The sequence below is a fragment of the Novosphingobium sp. genome (assembly GCF_036820275.1).
Lineage (GTDB): Bacteria > Pseudomonadota > Alphaproteobacteria > Sphingomonadales > Sphingomonadaceae > Novosphingobium.
In genome coordinates this window covers 1-15554 of record NZ_DAISLT010000004.1, presented here as the reverse complement: position 1 = coordinate 15554, position 15554 = coordinate 1, and the positions used below count along the sequence as shown (strand labels likewise).

The following is a 15554-nucleotide window of genomic DNA, read 5'->3' as shown; positions in this document are numbered from 1 at the left end:
TTCGCGAACGGGCGGCGCGGCATTCTTCCTACAATGCCTCTGTTCGGTGGCCGGTACGCCATACCTTGCCGGCCGACACGCACAGGAGAATGAAATGAGCCTTTATTCAGCTCTTTACGCCGGCGTTTCCGGTCTCGGCGCGCAGGCGAGCGCCATGGCTACGGTCGCGGACAACATCACCAACGTCAACACCGTCGGCTATAAAGGCGTTTCCGCCCAGTTCCAGACACTCGTCACCGACGGCAAGATGAAGAGCAGCTATTCGGCCGGTGGCGTCACCGCCGCGCCCAAGGCGCTCATATCGAAGCAGGGCCTGCTCCAGGCTTCCAGCAGCCTGACCGACATCGGCATCGACGGCGCCGGCTTCTTCGTCGTGCGTTCCAGCGCCGACACCAGCGGCCAGATCGCCTATACCCGCGCCGGTTCGTTCACGCCGGATGCCGACGGCTACCTGCGCAACACCGCCGGCTACTACCTGACCGGCTGGCCGCTCGACGCAAACGGCAACTACACCAACAACGGCAGCTTCAATTCGCTTGAGCCGATCAAGCCGAACTCGCTGACCGGCGCCGCGCAGGCGACCACCAAGATCGCGATGCGTACCAACCTCGATTCCACGGCCACAGAACTGGCCGGCGGCAGCGCCGGCTATGTAACTGGCTCGCTGGCTGACGGCACGGTGAAAAGCCAGTTCTCGCGCCCGATGGAAGTCTATGACGCACAGGGCACCTCGCACAGCCTGACGTTCAACTTCGTCAAGACCGGCCCCAACGAGTGGGTCGCCGAAATCTCCGGCACGCCGGGTGAGATCACCAGCTCGAACGGCACCGCGATCACCGACGGCGTGCTCGCCAGCGGCGTGGTGAAGTTCAACGCCGACGGCAGCCTCGACCTTGCCGGTTCGGACCCGTCGCTCTTCGCCGATCTCAACATCGGCTGGGCCAACGGCGCCGGCTCGTCGCCGATCTCGCTCGGCCTCGGCACCAATGGCGGGCTTGACGGCCTGACCCAGTTCGGCAGCGATTCCGCCATGCTTTCGTCGAGTGTCAACGGCGGCGTACTCGGCACCGTAGCCTCGGTGGAAATCTCGGACACCGGCGTCGTCAGCGCCGTGTTCGACGACGGCACCACCCGCGCGATCTACCAGCTGCCGATCGCCACCTTCCAGAACCCGGACGGCCTGACCCGCATCAGCGGCAATGCCTACACCGCCTCGGCCACCTCGGGCAACGTCGCGATCAACCAGCCCGGTGCGCTGGGTGGCGGCTCGATCTCGGCTGGCGTCCTGGAAGCCTCGAACGTCGATCTGGCGTCCGAGTTCTCGAACATGATCCTCTTCCAGCGCGCCTACAGCGCCTCGTCGAAGATCATCACGACCGTCGACGACATGCTCCAGGAAGTCAGCAACCTGAAGCGCTGATCTCGGCACTTTCCCCGAAGACCTTCCCTTTCCCGACGCTATATTCAGGAAGACCAGAACCGTGTCCCTCAACCAGATACTCAATTCCGCAATGTCCGGCCTCTCGGCCTCTCAGTCCGGAATGGCGACGGTTTCCAACAATATCGCGAACGTCAACACGGTGGGCTATGCCCGCCAGAAGCCGACGATCACCACCGGGGTCGCGGGGGGGAAGGTCAACGGGGTCGTCGTCGGCGAGCCCTCGCGCGTGGCGGACAAGTTCCTGGAGAACGCCGTCTACCAGCGCGCGGGCAATGCCGGCCAGACCGAAGCGGTCTCGAACTATCTCGACCGCCTGCAATCGCTGCTCGGCTCCACCGATTCCAGCTCCGGCATCGCTGCGCGGCTGACGGCCATTTCCACCTCGGTCTCGCAGATCGCCAGCCTCCAGGGTTCGGCACAGTCGATCGCCTTGTTCACCGGCAATGTGTCCGACACGATCGACGGGATCAACCAGCTCCAGAAGGACGTCTCCAACCTCCAGGCCGACGTCGAGAGCGAAGTCTCCGACACCGTCGACCGGACCAACGTCCTCCTCAAGAAGATTCACGACCTGAACAGCGAGGTCGCCCGCCTCCAGGGACTGGGCAAGAGCGTGTCCGGCCCCGCCGACGAGCGCATGTCCGCGCTCGCGGAACTGAGCGGGCTTATCGACGTGACCGTGCGCGAGCAGAGCGACGGCCGCGTGACCATCGATACGGCCTCCGGTCAGGTCCTGCTCGACAAGCGCCTGCGCCAGCTCAGCTATCCCTCGGGAGCCGCCGCTTCGCAGGCGACCTATCCCGCCATCGACATCCGCTTCGCCTCCGACAATGGAGTCATGGGCGCCTCGACCGGCGAGAAGATCGATTCCACTGCGGTCGGCGGCAAGCTCGGGGGCCTGCTCGACATCCGCGACCGCGCTCTCCCCAATTTCTCGGAGCAGCTCGGCCAGCTTTTCAGCGGACTTGCCGAAACGCTGAACAAGGTTTCCAACGAGGGCACCACCCTGCCCCCGCCCCAGAGCCTGACCGGCGAAAAGAACGGCCTGACCGGCGCCGACCGCCTGGGCTTCACCGGCAAGGCGACTTTTGCCGTCGTCGCCAAGGACGGTACGCTGGTTTCCAAGGCCACGATCGATTTCGACGCCCTCGGCCCCACCGCAACGGTTGACGACGCTATCGCCGCGATCAACGCGGGTCTTGCGCCCGATGCGTCCGCCAGCTTCACCAATGGCGTACTCTCGATCGACGCAGCCTCCAACGCGAACGGCATCGCCATCGCCCAGGACCCGGATACGCCCAGCGACCGCGCAGGCGTGGGCTTCTCGCAGTTCTTCGGCCTCAACAACCTGATCCGCTCGGACACCAGTGCGCTGGCGCCTTCGGGTTTCACCGCCAGCGATCCCCACGGCTTCGGCATCGGGGAAACCGCCCAGATCGTCCTGCGCGATCCCACCGGCAAAGTGCTGACCCAGTATACGCTCACCGGTTCGACCGGCTCGACCTGGGGCGACCTGGTCAGCGAACTCAACGCCAGCCCGCTTTCTGCCTATGGCAACTTCGAACTGGACGACAAGGGCCGCATCCAGTTCAACAGCAATTCCGCCAGCGCCGGATCGACCATCTCGATCCCCTCGGATTCGACCAATCGTTCCGGCACCGGCCTGTCCTTCTCCGCGCTGTCGGGCCTGACCGGCGCGGCCAGCGGTCTCAGCTCCGCCGAAGTGCCGCCCAGCCTTCTGGCAGACCCCACGAAGCTGCCCCTGGCCCAACTCCAGCTCGATGTCGCGGTAGGCGGCAAGGCGATCGGTTCGGGCGACATCCGCAACGTATCGGGCTTCGTCGACGCGCTCGCGGGTGCAGTCGATTTCGGCAAGGACGGCAGTTCGACGATCGGCACTTTCGCCAACCGCCTGCTTGGCAGCGCCGGTTCGCAAGCCTCGCTGGCCAAGACCAACTATGCCGATGCCGCCTCGCGACTGGGCGATGCGGTGGACCGCCGCGACTCCTTCTCCGGCGTCAACGTCGACGAGGAACTCGCGCAGATGGTGGTTCTGCAGAACAGCTATTCGGCCGCGGCGCGCGTCATGACCACGGCATCGGACATGTACGACACCCTGCTCGGCATGATCCGCTAATTTCACGAACGAGGACCAGACGATGACCCGCGTAGCGACCATCCCCCTTCAGCGCACGCTTGCCAGCGCCATCTCGCGCTCGCAGGAGAGCCTGGGAACCAGCCAGCTTCAACTGACCACCGGCAAGAAGGCCACCGACTATGCCGGGCTCGGCCTCGACGCCGTGCGTACTCTTTCGGCCCGCTCCATGCTGTCCCAGCAGCAGGCCTACAAGACCAACGCCGGCCGCGTCTCGACCACGCTGTCGCTCTACGACGCCCATCTCAACCAGATCGATTCCTCGCTCTCCGACCTGAGCAAGCAGTTGCTCGACGCGATCGGCACCGGCGATTCGCCCGGCCTCCAGGCCGCGATCGAAAGCGCCTTCGGAGACGTCCGCACCGCGCTCAACTCTGCAGAAGGCGGCGTTCCGCTCTTTGCCGGGTCGCAGACATCCAGCACGCCTTTCGTGCCAAAGACGCTTCAGGACACCGTCGGCCTTGATGCCGCCGATGCCTTCACCAATGACAGCGTTCACCAGTCCACCCGTGTCGGCGAAAACATCGATCTCGAATATGGCATCGGTGCCAGCGAAGTCGCCACCAACCTCATCCCCGCCTTCCGCACGCTCGCCGAGGCAGGTCCGTTCGGCGATAAGCTGACGGACGTGCAGAAGCAGGCCATTACCGACGCGCTGTCCCAGCTCGACGTCGGCCTCAAGGACGTGCGCACGGTCAATGCCACCAACGGCCGCAACCAGAACAAGGTCGATAACCTGACCGACCGCGCCGACGACCGCATCGACCTGTTCAAGGAACTGATCGGCTCGGTGGAAGACGCCGATCTCGGCCAAGTCGCCATCGACATCACCCAGCGCCAGACCATTCTCGAAGCGAGCTATTCGGTCTTCGCGCAGCTCAACTCGATGTCGCTGGCCCAGTTCCTGAAGTAAGCTGCGTATATCCCTACAAGAGAAAGGGCGCCGGGATTTCGATCCCGGCGCCCTTTCTTTTTGTCCTCTTTTCCACGTTCCCGTGCAGGCCCGTGCAGGTGGCACTCAGAGTCCGTTTGAAAATTCGCTGAAGGCGAATTTCGCGGCACCGGCCCCAAGTTGGATTCGGGCGCCCCCACCCTACCACCCATTGGTAGTATCCTGCGGGTGGTAGGGTGGGGGCGTGGGCCGGTGCCGCAGCAAAAATGCCCTTATGGGCATTTTCAAACGGACTCTCAGCCCTTCGTGGCTACACTGCCGGGAGCGCGCTCCAGCAGGTCGGCGAAGTCGCCTGCCGGGCTGACCGACGGCATCGCCGCCATCGCGCGCGCCAGTTGCGGACCGCTGGCCTGCGCGGGACTGCCCGCCAGCATCTCGAAGACCGGCGCCGAGGGAAGCCCCTGGAACGATCCGGCATAGCGCGCATGGAGGCTCGCAAGCGCTTCCTCGCGGCCCAGCATGGCCAGCGAGATCGCATGGCGCAGGACGACCGCCTGACCCACGGAATCGAGCGCCCCCTTGGGAAGGCCCGCAGCCGTGGCATCAGCATAACGCGCCCAGTCGCGCTGCTTCCACAGGATCTCGGCGCGCAGCGTGTCCGCGTCGGGTACATCCTGAAGGACTGCCATGGCCTCGTCGATGCGGCCGATCTGGCTGAGCGCCGCCGCCTCGACCCGCTTGCGCGCGGCGATCATGGCATCGGGGAACGAAGGGTCGTCGGACTTGCGCAGGGTGTCGAGCGCCCGGTCCGGACGTCCGGCGAGGATGAACAGCGTCGCCACCCGCGCCGAGAGCGGTCCGCGCGCGAGATCGCCTGCACGCACGAACAGCTGGTAACTCAGGAGGTCCCCGGCGCGCTCGTAGAGACCCGCCTGCTGAAGCCGCTCGGCCAGATTGCTGGCCATGAGGTCGCCCTCCGCCCCGCCCGGCGCGATGTCGCGATAGTCCCAGTACAGCCCCGCCGCCTTGTCCAGCGGCAGCTTGCGCGCGGGATCCAGCGCATCGGTCAGCTTGGTGCGCAGTCCCGGCAGGAAATCCGCTCCCTGCCGCGCGACGTCGTGATAGCGGAACAGCGCCGCACCCGCCGCCAGCGCGCCGGAAAGGTCGCCGCGCGCATCGTAGAGCTGATATGTCAGCCGCAGCGCGCGTTCCTCGATGGCATCGCCGCGCCAGGCATAGCGGATCGCATCGAGCCGCTTCAGCGCGGCGTCCGGACCGACCGTGTGGTGGGCCACTTCGGATTCGACTTCGCTGAGCCGCGCATCCATGCGCTGCTCGATCGTGCCCGAACGCTCGACCCGCGCAAAGCGCAGGCGTGCCTGATCGACATGGCCCTGCGCGAGTTCGGCGCGGCCGCGATAGAGATTGGCCGCCGGGTCACGGTCGGGCAGCGGCGTCAGCCACTGCATGGCCTTTTCAGGCGCTCTGCCTTCGATGGCCGCGCGGGCCGCCGCCAGCACGAAGGCCTTGGGACGCGGCGTACCCAGCGCCCGGCGCGCGCAGTCCAGCTGTTGCAGAGCCTGCTCGCCCATGGCGCTCTGTGCGAGCGCCCGCAGGCGCCAGGCGCAGGCTTCCGGGTTGGCGTCGAGGCCCGGCACGCCGAGCGATGCCAGGGCATCGGGGTAGCGCCCGAGCAGAGTCAGTGCCGCGCCCTGGGCCAGGCGGTAGGTGTCCACCATTTCAAGGTCGGGATCGTCCTGCCGCATGACTTCCAGCACGCCGAAGGCTTCCGCCCCGCGCTCCTGGCCGATCAGGCTGCGCGCATAGTTCCAGCGCGCCTGCTGCCGCTCGGGACGCGGCACGCGGGCCAGACGGGTCCAGGCGTCGGCCTCGGACAGCTTCGTCCAGGCCGCCGGTCCGACGATCGCCGGCTGCTGCGCGAGATCGGCAGCGAAACCGGGCAGGCGGGATGCCGGCGGCAGGGTGACGGAATTGGCCGGATTCGCGGCAGGGTTCGCGGCCGGTTGCGACACCGCAGGCGACGCTTCGGGCGCCGAAACGGTAGGCGCGGCAAGCAGGGCGGCACCAGGCACGAGAGCGGCAGAGGCCAGCAGGCGGGTCAGAATCACAGCAAGGCTCCGGGGTGCAGGACCGATATCGTGAACAGGATCCCGCCCAGCGCGCAGCCGATCAGGAACAGCAGGGCGCCCAGCACGATCCAGATGCGCCCTCCGGATTTACCCTTATCCGCGGCATCGTTCGCCGCGAGCTGGGGCGCATCGGTGCGCCGCCTTCCGAGGTTCTGCGGGTCGGGGCTGGAAGTCTGGGAATTGGCATCCGGCGTTCCGGAGGAAAATACCCTGACTCTCGCCGGGCGCCGATCGTCGCTCATCTTAACCTGACTCCTGGGGTTTCGTTCTATTATAGAAGGAGAAGCCGCCGGGCGGTCCTTGCCGGGCGGGTCGATCTGGAGTCTTCGATGCCGCGTTCCGCCTCTTCCCGCCGTGCCCGACGGCTCGCAGCGCTGCTGACCGCGAGCGTCGCGACCATGGCGACGACCGCGCCGACACAGGCCGAAACCAAGAATGCCGAGGGCAAGAAGGCCGATCCGATCCCGCCGCCCGATCCCTCGTTCCTGGTGATGGAGCCGATCGACGCGCCGATCGTGGACAGCGGCCGCATCGACGGCGTGCTCCACCTCTCGCTCGCGGTGAAGATGAAGTCGGCGGAGAATGCCACCGAACTCGCCAAGCGCATGCCCGAACTGCGCGCGGCCTCGCTGGCGGCGGCGATCGAGTTCGCGCGGCTTCACGCCTCGCCTTATGCGCCGGTCAACGTCGCCCGACTCTCGGCGATGATGGCCCCGCCGATCAAGCAGCTCGACAAGGAGGGGGTCGAAAAAGTCCTGATCGTGCAAGTGTCCGCCAACGAGGGCTGAGCAGCGAACTTCCGATAGGAAACACGAAAAAGCCCCCGTCCGGATCGGACGGGGGCTTTTTCGTGTTCATCCTTTAACCGGATTATTGAGCAGGCGCTGCGGCAGGCTGCCCCGGCTTTCCGGCAGCGGGTTTCCCGGCGGCAGCCAGAGCCTGCGGCTTGCCCCGCTTGGGCTGCGGCGCGGGCGCCGGGGGCGGCGCCTTGACGACCTTGCGGCCCGCCAGCGCCATCGAGAGTTCGACGGCCGAGCTGGGGGTCATGTAGGCCATGATCTGCGCCGTCGCCCGCTCGCGCATGCGGCGCGCGACCTGGGTCTGCACTTCGATATCGAGCTTCTCGAAGATCGGCGCGGCACGCTGCGGCTTCATCGTCTGATAGATGCGCGCAAGATTGTCGTAGGGCACTTCCGGCTCGGCACCGGGTTTACCGGCAGGCGGAGCAGCGGGATCGGCCTGGCTCTGCTGAGCCTGTCCCGCCAGACGCGCCTCACTCGCCTTGACCGCCTGCTCGCGCATGTCGAGCTTGCGGCGCTCGGCGGCCATTGTGCGGTCGCGCTGGGCACTGGCGTCCTGAAGCGAAGCGCCGAGGCGACCGGAATCGCCCTTCACGGTGGTGACCGGCGGCGCCGCCAGGGCGATGGCATTGGCCACCGCCGCCACCCCGGCCACACCCAGAATCAGCCGCGTCGGCGTCACCAGAGTGCGGAGAGGCGCAAGCACGGCTCCGATCCGCCCGCCGGTCGGCGAAGGGGCGTCCGGGGTTATCATGCAACCGCGCTTTCACGCGAAGCGCGGGCCGCGGCGATGTTCACCACGCCGTTATCGCCGCGCGCGATGTCGTTGGTGGCAGCCGGAACGGCGACCTTGCGACGCGAGCGGGTGCGGGCCGGAGCGGCCTTCTTCTCGGCTTCGAGAATGCCGGCGACGACGGTTTCCGCGTCGGTGGACTTGGGTGCAGCCTTCGGCTTGGTCGTGCGCGGCTTGCGGACGGCGCGCTTCTTCGGCGCCTTTTCCTCGGCCTTGGGCGTCTGCGCCGCGGCATCCATGATGCGGTCGGCCACGGCATTGCCGATGCCGACCATCAGGGTCAGCTCGTCGCGGATTTCCTCTGCGGCGGCGATGGCGGTCTGCTGCGCGGCACCGTCGGTTGCCAGCACGCGCTTGAGATCGCCGAGCACGACGCGGGCCTGGCCCGTCGCCCGTTCGATCTGGGCCACGCCCTCGGCAAGCTGGGTGTCACGCAGGGTGCGCAGGCGGCGGCTCATCCGCGCGCTCTGCACGAGCACGGAGACGCAGAGCAGGATCAGCACGACATTGATCGTTGTGGCGAAGGTCATTTCGGATACCCCTTGGAAATGTCAGTGGCCATGCGGATGGCGATATTGCTCGAACGCTGGCCGATATGCGCGCGGCCCAGCGGCACACCGCCGCACTGGACCTGAAGCGCATCGTTCGGGCTGTGGCTGAGGGCGATCGTCTGCCCGACCTTGAGAGTCATCACGTCGCGCAGGCTCATGAGCTTTTCGCCGAGCACGACGTCCACGGTGACTTCGGTATTGGTGAGTTCGCTGGCCATATGCGCGGCCCAGATACGGTCGCGGCCGAGCTTTTCGCCCATGAAGCGTTGCAGCAGCTTGTCGCGCACCGGCTCGATCGTCGCATAGGGCAGGAGAACGGAGAACTTGCCGCCGCGCCCTTCCATGTCGACGCGGAAGGTGGCGACCGCCGCGATGTTGCTGGGACCGGCGATGGCGGCGAAGCGCGGGCTCGATTCCATGCGCTCGACCACCATGGTCACCGGCTCGATCGCCTCGAAGGCGGCCGAGAGATCGTCGAGCGCAAGCTGCACCATCTTGGAGACGAGCATGGTCTCGATCGTGGTGAAGGCCCGGCCCTCGACCCGCATCGGGCGCGAACCCTTGCGGCCGCCGAGCAGGGCATCGACGACGGCATAGATCAGGCCGGAATCGACCGTGACGACACCGTAGTTCTCCCACTCGGTAACCTGGAACACCCCGAACATCGCCGGCAGCGCCACGCGGTTCATGAACTCGCCGAAGCGGGTCGAGTTGATCTCTTCAAGCGTGACGTCGATCGCGTCCGAGGTCAGGTTGCGCATGCTGGTGGCGAAGGAGCGCACCATGCGTTCGCAGACCACTTCCAGCATGGGCAGCCGTTCGTGGCTGATCACGTTGGACTCGATCATCGCCTTCAGCCCGCTCTTGGGCTGAACCGGCATGTCGCTGTCGAACCCGAACAGCGCATCGATGCTGTCCTGGTCGAACATGTCATCGTTGATCGCACCCATCTTGGGCGGATCGGGGAGGATGAAGTCGTCGAAGTCGTCGCTCATTGCTGGACGAGGTCCTGGATCAGCACGTCCTTGACCATGCCTGCACCGAGTGCCTGGGTCGCGCGCGTCATCATCTCTTCCTTGATGCGGAAGACCGCCGCCGATCCGTTGAGATCGTCGGGCCGGAGTTCGCGCAGGAACGGCTGGAGCGCATCGAGCACGACCGGCAGCTTGTCCTTGACCTTGTCGGCCTTGCCGTTCGCCGCAACGATGATGAAGCGCAGCTTCAGGAAGCGCGCCTGGCTGTCGCCGCCGCGCAAGTTCACGATCATCGCCGGCACTTCGATATAGGATGATTTGTCATCCCCTTCGGCTGCGCCCTCGGCTGCGGCCTGATGGTCGCCCCCGCTTTCGCCGCCGCTCATGAACCACCAGGCCCCGCCGCCGCCCGCGAGCAGCGCCAGGACCGCGGCCCCGCCGATAACCAGCATTTTCTTGCCGGGCTTCTTGGGCTCCGGAACATCGACCGCCGTAATGTCGATCACGTCGTCGCTGGACACTTTCATCCCCTTGGCTCGTGGGATGCGCCGCCTTCATCGAAAAGGTGTCTGCGCATCCGCTTTCGCGATTTCGCCTCTATTATAGGAAAGCTGAGCGGCAAAATCTGCCTAGCGCCGAATATCTGGAACTTTTTCGCAAGGTGCCCGAATGGACGTCTCTTCCTTCGTTCTGCTGAGCCACGAGCAGGCCCTGCGCCGCCAGCTCGACATCACCGCCAACAACATGGCGAACACCAGTACCGTGGGGTACAAGCGCGAGCAGGCGCTGTTCCACGAGTATGTCGAAACGGTGAAGGATGCGCCGGTGGAGGATGCCCGCAAGACATCCTTCGTGCTGGACTTCGGCGCCGTGCACGATGCCTCGCAAGGCGCCTTCCAGTCGACCGGCAACGCGCTCGACGTGATGATCGACGGCCCCGGCTATCTCAATGTCGAGACGCCCGAAGGCGGCGTAGCCTATACGCGCGCGGGCTTCGTGAAGATCTCGAGCACCGGTGAACTGACCACGTCCGGCGGCGAGCGCCTGCTGGACCCGAACGGCCAGCCGATCCTCGTCCCCACCGATCTCAAGAACCAGGTCTCGATCACCGAAGACGGCACGGTCATGGCGGGCGACGGCCCGGTCGGCCGTCTCGCGGTGACCGACTTCGCCGACGAGAACATGCTGGAGCCGCGCGGCGACGGCATGCTCACCGGCACCAACGGCCGCATGCTGGCGGCGGCGCAGACGAAGCTCAAGACCGGCGGGGTCGAGGCCTCCAACGTCGAGCCGATCACCGAGACCACCCACATGGTCGAGATCCTGCGCTCCTACCAGACCAGCCAGCGCCTTTCCGCCGACCTCAACGACATGCGCAAACGCGCGATCGACCGGCTGAGCAAGGTCGGCTGATAGCCTCCCTTCTCTCCTCCATTCTCAAGAAGGAACCATCATGCGTTCGCTTTCCATCGCCTCGACGGGCATGCTTGCCCAACAGACCAACGTCGATGTCATCTCGAACAACATCGCCAACATGAACACCACCGCGTTCAAGCGTCAGCGCGCGGAGTTCCAGGACTTGCTCTACCAGCAGGTCTCGCGCCCCGGCGCCAATACCAGCGAAAACGGCACGAAAGTCCCGACCGGCATCCAGATCGGCGCGGGTGTCCGCACCGGCGGCGTCTATCGCATCACCGAACAGGGCGCGCTGACCAATACCGGCAACACCTATGACATGGCGATCGACGGCCCCGGCTACTTCCAGATCACCATGCCCTCGGGCGATATCGCCTATACCCGCGCCGGTTCGTTCCAGCTTTCGGACCAGGGCGAACTCGTCACCTCCGATGGCTATCTCGTCCAGCCGAACATCACGATCCCGCAGGGCGCACTCGACGTCACCGTGTCGAAGACCGGCGAAGTCCAGGTGAAGATTTCCGGCCAGGCGGAGATGCAGACCGTCGGCCAGCTCGAACTCGCCACTTTCATCAACGAGGCGGGCCTCGAGGCGATCGGCTCGAACCTGTTCCTGGAAACCGGCGCTTCCGGCCAGCCTACCGTCTCGACGCCGGGCCAGCCCGCCTTCGGTACCCTGAGCCAGGGCTTCGTCGAAGCCTCGAACGTCAATCCGGTCTCGGAAATCACCTCGCTCATCACCGCCCAGCGCGCCTACGAGATGAACAGCCGCGTGCTCAAGACGGCCGACGAGATGCTCCAGACCTCGACCCAGGTCGTCTGACGCCATGCTCACCGCACTCCTTCTCGCGCCGGCGCTCGCCGCAGCCCCGGCCATGCCGTCCGGCGAGCCCGCGCCGGTTCTCGCCCGCACCGTCGAACGCGGCGAAGTCCTCACCCAGTCGGACTTCGTCACCGCCCCGGTCTTCCCGGCGATCGCGCGCAATGCGCTGAGCCCGGCCGAGGCAGCGGGACAGGAGGCGGTGCGCCGCCTCAACGCAGGCGCCCCCGTGCGCTCGACCGACCTCACCGCGCCCCGCCTCGTGCGGCGCGGCGAGGCGGTGACGATCTCGCTGATTTCCGGCGCGCTCAAGATCACCTCGGCCGGACGGGCGCTCAGCGACGGCGGCAAGGGGCAGCAGGTGCGTGTGCTCAATCTCGCCACCAACCGCACGCTCGATGCCGTCGCCGTGGGCTCGGGCGACGTGCGGATCACCGCACAGTAGAGAGGACCAGCCGTGACCAACCGTTTCGCACCTTTCGTTTCCGTGCTCCTCGCCGCCAGCCTGCTCTCGGGCTGCGGCGCGGTGGGGCGGCTCAAGAACGTCGGCAAGCCGCCGAAGATGTCGGCCGCCGAAGACCCGGTCGCGCCCCGGCTCGAACCCTCGCTCGGCAACCACTCGGTGGACGACCGGGCACTGGCGGGCGGCGGTCGGACGCCGGAAGAAGGGCGCGGCGCCTCGCTGTTCCGCACCGGCGGCGGCGCCTTCTTCCGCGATCAGCGCGCCTCGCGCGTGGGCGATATCGTGACGATCCGCATCAACATCGCCGACAACGCCCAGGTCGCCAACTCGACCACCCGCACCCGCAACGGCAGCGAGAGCGGCGGAATTGCAGCGCTGCTCGGTCTGGAAAGCCAGATACCCAAGATCCTGCCGGGCAATCCCGATCCGGGCAGTCTCGTCAGCACGGACTCGAAATCGAGCGCCACCGGCGTCGGCAACACGACCCGCAGCGAGCAGATCAACATGACCGTGGCCGCCACAGTCATCGGCGTGCTGCCCAACGGCAACCTCCAGATCCGCGGCAAGCAGGAAGTGCGCGTCAATTACGAGCTGCGCGAACTCGTCGTCACCGGCGTGATCCGGCCCGAGGACATCGCCCGCGACAACTCGATCAAGCACTCCCAGATCGCCGAAGCCCGCATCAGCTACGGCGGACGCGGCCAGCTCACCGACGCGCAGCAGGCGCGCTGGGGACAACAGATCTACGACGCCCTGTTCCCGTTCTGACCGGGCGTATCATTGCGACGTGAAGTGCGCCTCTCCGACAGTAGTCGGAGGGGCCTTTCGCGTATCGGCAAAGTCAGCCCTCTTCTGTGCCCCCGCCGTTTCGTCATTGCGAGCGTAGCGAAGCAATCCAGAGCGGCCTGAGATCGACTCTGGATTGCTTCGCTACGCTCGCGATGACGAAGGGGTAATTACGCATCGCTTCGGGACGGCAAATTTTTTCTTCCAGAAAATCCGAAGCCTTCTCCCCTCTTCCTAGAATGAACATGCAGCCGGAAGAACCAGCTGTGTGCATGGCGGCACTCCCGCCATCTGGCCGCAGAACTCGGCCTGCTTTTCTAGAAGGAAGACAAAATGGCACTTTCGGTTAACACCAATGCCGGCGCGATGGCCGCTCTCCAGAGCCTCAACGCGACCAACAAGTCGATGAACACCGTGCAGAGCCGCATCAACACCGGCTTCAACGTCGCTTCGACCAAGGACGATTCGGCGAAGTACACGGTGGCTCAGACGCTTCGTGGCGACCTCGGCAAGCTGAGCTCGGTTACCTCCTCGCTCAACAACGCCAAGAGCGTCACCGACACCGCAGTTGCCGGTGCCGAGCAGATCTCGGACATCCTCAACCAGATGAAGTCCAAGTCTGCTGAAGCCGAAGACGCAGGTCTCGACGTGGAAAGCCGCAAGGCGATCTCGAAGGATCTGGTCGCGCTGAAGAAGCAGATCGGCACGATCATCGATGGTTCGGACTTCAACGGTACGAACCTGCTGAAGGACGGTGCAACCGCTCCGGCCGTCGACGGTACGGTCAGCGCTCTGCAGTCGATCGCCAAGGGTACCGAAACCCTGTCGGTTGCCAACCAGGGCTACACCACCAAGGCCGAAGCTGCATTCGGTGCCTGGGGTGCTGCCGCAGACAACACCGCGATCACTGCTATCGAAGACGCGGATCCTGCCGTGTCCTCGCAGGCAGCCAAGGATCTGTCGACCGACCTCGACACCTTCTTCGGTGAAGTGAAGACCAGCCTCAGCGAACTGGGTGCTGCTTCGCGTCAGATCGACGGCCAGCTCGGCTTCAACAGCAAGCTGACCGACGTGGTGACCAGCGGCATCGGCAACCTCGTCGACGCCGACCTCGCCAAGGAATCGGCGAAGCTTCAGGCCCTTCAGGTTCAGCAGCAGCTGGGCACGCAGGCCCTGTCGATCGCCAACCAGGCGCCGCAGACGATCCTGTCGCTCTTCCGTTAATCGGAAGTTCGATAGTCTCCCGGTTCGCCGGGAGACAGGTCGTCTGGAAGGCCGGGGTGGTTCGCCATCCCGGCCTTCTGTCGTTTTACAAAGCATAAAAACCGGGGTGGGGCCGAAAGCGCGAAGGACCAGCCTTCCAGAGAACGGCAGAAGCGACACAAGCGCTGCCGGATGGGTCACTCGCAAGCCGTCGAAACGCCCGGATTTACGGGCATTCGAAACCAGCGATTCTGCCGCCGAACTATAATGAAAATGGCGCGCCCATAGCGGGGCCGACCCCCCAAGCAGGAACTGGAATACAAATGCTTGATTTTCTGAACAATTGGCGGTTGCCCAAGAAGTTGTGGGCGGCCTTTTCGATCATCAACGTGATGATTTTCGTCGTCGGCCTCAACGGCTTCCTGTCCACTCAGGAACTGAAGTCGGTCGCCGAAGCGCATGTGTCGCGCGGCATGGCAGGCATGTCCGGACTCACCGACGTCATCAGCAACGTCAAGGAACTGCGGATCATCGTTTACAGCTACTACAACGCCGCCAGCCCCGACGACGCCCAGAAGTTGCGCGACCGTCTGAAAGCCGGCGACGAGGACCTGCTCAAGTCGGTGGATGCCTACAAGACGATCGGTGACGAAGCCTTCGGTTCGGACGTCGCCGAACTGCGGACCCGCGCCGTCACTCTGACCCAGGTGAACGACCGCATCTTCGCGCTGCGCACTGCAGGCGATTTCGACGGCGCCATGGCGATGATCAAGAACGAGGGCAAGAAAGCCTCGCACGACATGATCGAGCAGACCGACAAGCTGATCGAACTGACTCGCCAGCGCGTGGCCACCAAGGCCGATGACGGTGCCGCGACCGCCCGGACCGCGACCATCCTCTGCGTTACGCTGGCCCTCGCGGCCATGGCTCTGATCGTGTTCATCTGGCTGCTCATCAACCGCTCGGTCGCCGCGCCGATGAGCCGCATCGCCCATATCACCACGACGCTGGCCGAAGGCGGCAAGGTGGACGTGCCCTACCGCGAGCGTGGTGACGAAATCGGCGAGATCGCCGAAGCCGTCGAGCAGTTCCGCGTGGCCGCCGCCGCCC

General features: G+C 65.5%; 17 protein-coding genes. 10 read left to right on the top strand and 7 right to left on the bottom strand.

The window, feature by feature from the left end; genetic code table 11:
* Positions 1 to 94 precede the first annotated feature (94 nt).
* The 3 genes from flgE (at position 95) to V7066_RS04160 (ending at position 4509) form a co-directional block, all read left to right on the top strand.
* Positions 95 to 1420, top strand: a complete 1326-nt coding sequence (flgE, locus tag V7066_RS04170; protein ID WP_334181989.1) for a flagellar hook protein FlgE — start codon at positions 95 to 97, stop codon at positions 1418 to 1420.
* A 61-nt stretch (positions 1421 to 1481) separates the two neighbouring features.
* Positions 1482 to 3578 (top strand): flagellar hook-associated protein FlgK, encoded by a 2097-nt coding sequence (flgK, locus tag V7066_RS04165; protein ID WP_334181988.1) that lies wholly within the window; start codon positions 1482 to 1484, stop codon positions 3576 to 3578.
* 22 nt (positions 3579 to 3600) lie between these two features.
* On the top strand, positions 3601 to 4509 hold the full coding sequence (locus V7066_RS04160; protein ID WP_334181987.1) for a flagellin: 909 nt from the start codon (positions 3601 to 3603) through the stop codon (positions 4507 to 4509).
* Between the two features lie 275 nt (positions 4510 to 4784).
* Here V7066_RS04160 and V7066_RS04155 read toward each other — a convergent pair whose 3' ends face one another.
* A complete protein-coding gene (locus V7066_RS04155; protein ID WP_334181986.1) occupies positions 4785 to 6617 on the bottom strand; it encodes a hypothetical protein in 1833 nt (610 codons plus the stop codon).
* The gene (locus V7066_RS04150; RefSeq protein WP_334181985.1) at positions 6614 to 6880 is read right to left on the bottom strand and encodes a hypothetical protein; all 267 of its coding nucleotides are present in this window, start codon (positions 6878 to 6880) and stop codon (positions 6614 to 6616) included. Before V7066_RS04150 ends, V7066_RS04155 begins: the two co-directional genes overlap by 4 nt.
* An 87-nt stretch (positions 6881 to 6967) precedes the next feature.
* On the opposite strand from V7066_RS04150, the gene V7066_RS04145 reads away from it, so the two are divergent.
* Positions 6968 to 7426: a hypothetical protein gene (locus V7066_RS04145; RefSeq protein ID WP_334181984.1), complete on the top strand. Its 459-nt coding sequence runs from the start codon at positions 6968 to 6970 to the stop codon at positions 7424 to 7426.
* 82 nt (positions 7427 to 7508) lie between these two features.
* Here the strand turns inward: V7066_RS04145 and V7066_RS04140 are convergent, their stop codons facing one another.
* The 4 genes from V7066_RS04140 to V7066_RS04125 are packed head-to-tail and all read right to left on the bottom strand — an operon-like array spanning position 7509 to position 10283.
* A complete protein-coding gene (locus V7066_RS04140; RefSeq protein WP_334181983.1) occupies positions 7509 to 8192 on the bottom strand; it encodes a MotE family protein in 684 nt (227 codons plus the stop codon).
* Positions 8189 to 8761, bottom strand: coding sequence for a DUF6468 domain-containing protein (locus V7066_RS04135; protein WP_334181982.1), 573 nt, complete (start codon positions 8759 to 8761; stop codon positions 8189 to 8191). Before V7066_RS04135 ends, V7066_RS04140 begins: the two co-directional genes overlap by 4 nt.
* Positions 8758 to 9777 carry a flagellar motor switch protein FliM gene (fliM, locus tag V7066_RS04130; RefSeq protein WP_334181981.1) on the bottom strand — a complete coding sequence of 340 codons (1020 nt, stop codon included), beginning with the start codon at positions 9775 to 9777 and terminating at the stop codon, positions 8758 to 8760. Before fliM ends, V7066_RS04135 begins: the two co-directional genes overlap by 4 nt.
* Entirely contained in the window at positions 9774 to 10283 is a 510-nt protein-coding gene (locus V7066_RS04125; protein WP_334181980.1) for a flagellar basal body-associated FliL family protein, read from the bottom strand. Before V7066_RS04125 ends, fliM begins: the two co-directional genes overlap by 4 nt.
* 142 nt (positions 10284 to 10425) lie before the next feature.
* Here V7066_RS04125 and V7066_RS04120 point away from each other — a divergent pair, with 142 nt between their 5' ends.
* The 4 genes from V7066_RS04120 to flgH are packed head-to-tail and all read left to right on the top strand — an operon-like array spanning position 10426 to position 13223.
* The gene (locus tag V7066_RS04120; protein WP_334181979.1) at positions 10426 to 11169 is read left to right on the top strand and encodes a flagellar hook-basal body complex protein; all 744 of its coding nucleotides are present in this window, start codon (positions 10426 to 10428) and stop codon (positions 11167 to 11169) included.
* Between the two features lie 40 nt (positions 11170 to 11209).
* Entirely contained in the window at positions 11210 to 11995 is a 786-nt protein-coding gene (gene flgG, locus V7066_RS04115; protein WP_334181978.1) for a flagellar basal-body rod protein FlgG, read from the top strand.
* Between the two features lie 4 nt (positions 11996 to 11999).
* Complete coding sequence (gene flgA, locus V7066_RS04110; RefSeq protein ID WP_334181977.1) at positions 12000 to 12437, top strand: flagellar basal body P-ring formation chaperone FlgA; 438 nt, start codon at positions 12000 to 12002, stop codon at positions 12435 to 12437.
* Between the two features lie 12 nt (positions 12438 to 12449).
* On the top strand, positions 12450 to 13223 hold the full coding sequence (gene flgH / locus V7066_RS04105; protein WP_334181976.1) for a flagellar basal body L-ring protein FlgH: 774 nt from the start codon (positions 12450 to 12452) through the stop codon (positions 13221 to 13223).
* A gap of 103 nt (positions 13224 to 13326) precedes the next feature.
* Here flgH and V7066_RS04100 read toward each other — a convergent pair whose 3' ends face one another.
* Positions 13327 to 13515, bottom strand: coding sequence for a hypothetical protein (locus V7066_RS04100; RefSeq protein WP_334181975.1), 189 nt, complete (start codon positions 13513 to 13515; stop codon positions 13327 to 13329).
* Between the two features lie 59 nt (positions 13516 to 13574).
* Between V7066_RS04100 and V7066_RS04095 the strand changes: the two genes are divergently transcribed.
* Both V7066_RS04095 and V7066_RS04090 read left to right on the top strand, forming a co-directional pair.
* The gene (locus V7066_RS04095) at positions 13575 to 14465 is read left to right on the top strand and encodes a flagellin (RefSeq protein WP_334181974.1); all 891 of its coding nucleotides are present in this window, start codon (positions 13575 to 13577) and stop codon (positions 14463 to 14465) included.
* 302 nt (positions 14466 to 14767) lie between these two features.
* A partial coding sequence (locus V7066_RS04090; protein WP_334181973.1) for an MCP four helix bundle domain-containing protein occupies positions 14768 to 15554 on the top strand: 787 nt, incomplete at its 3' end.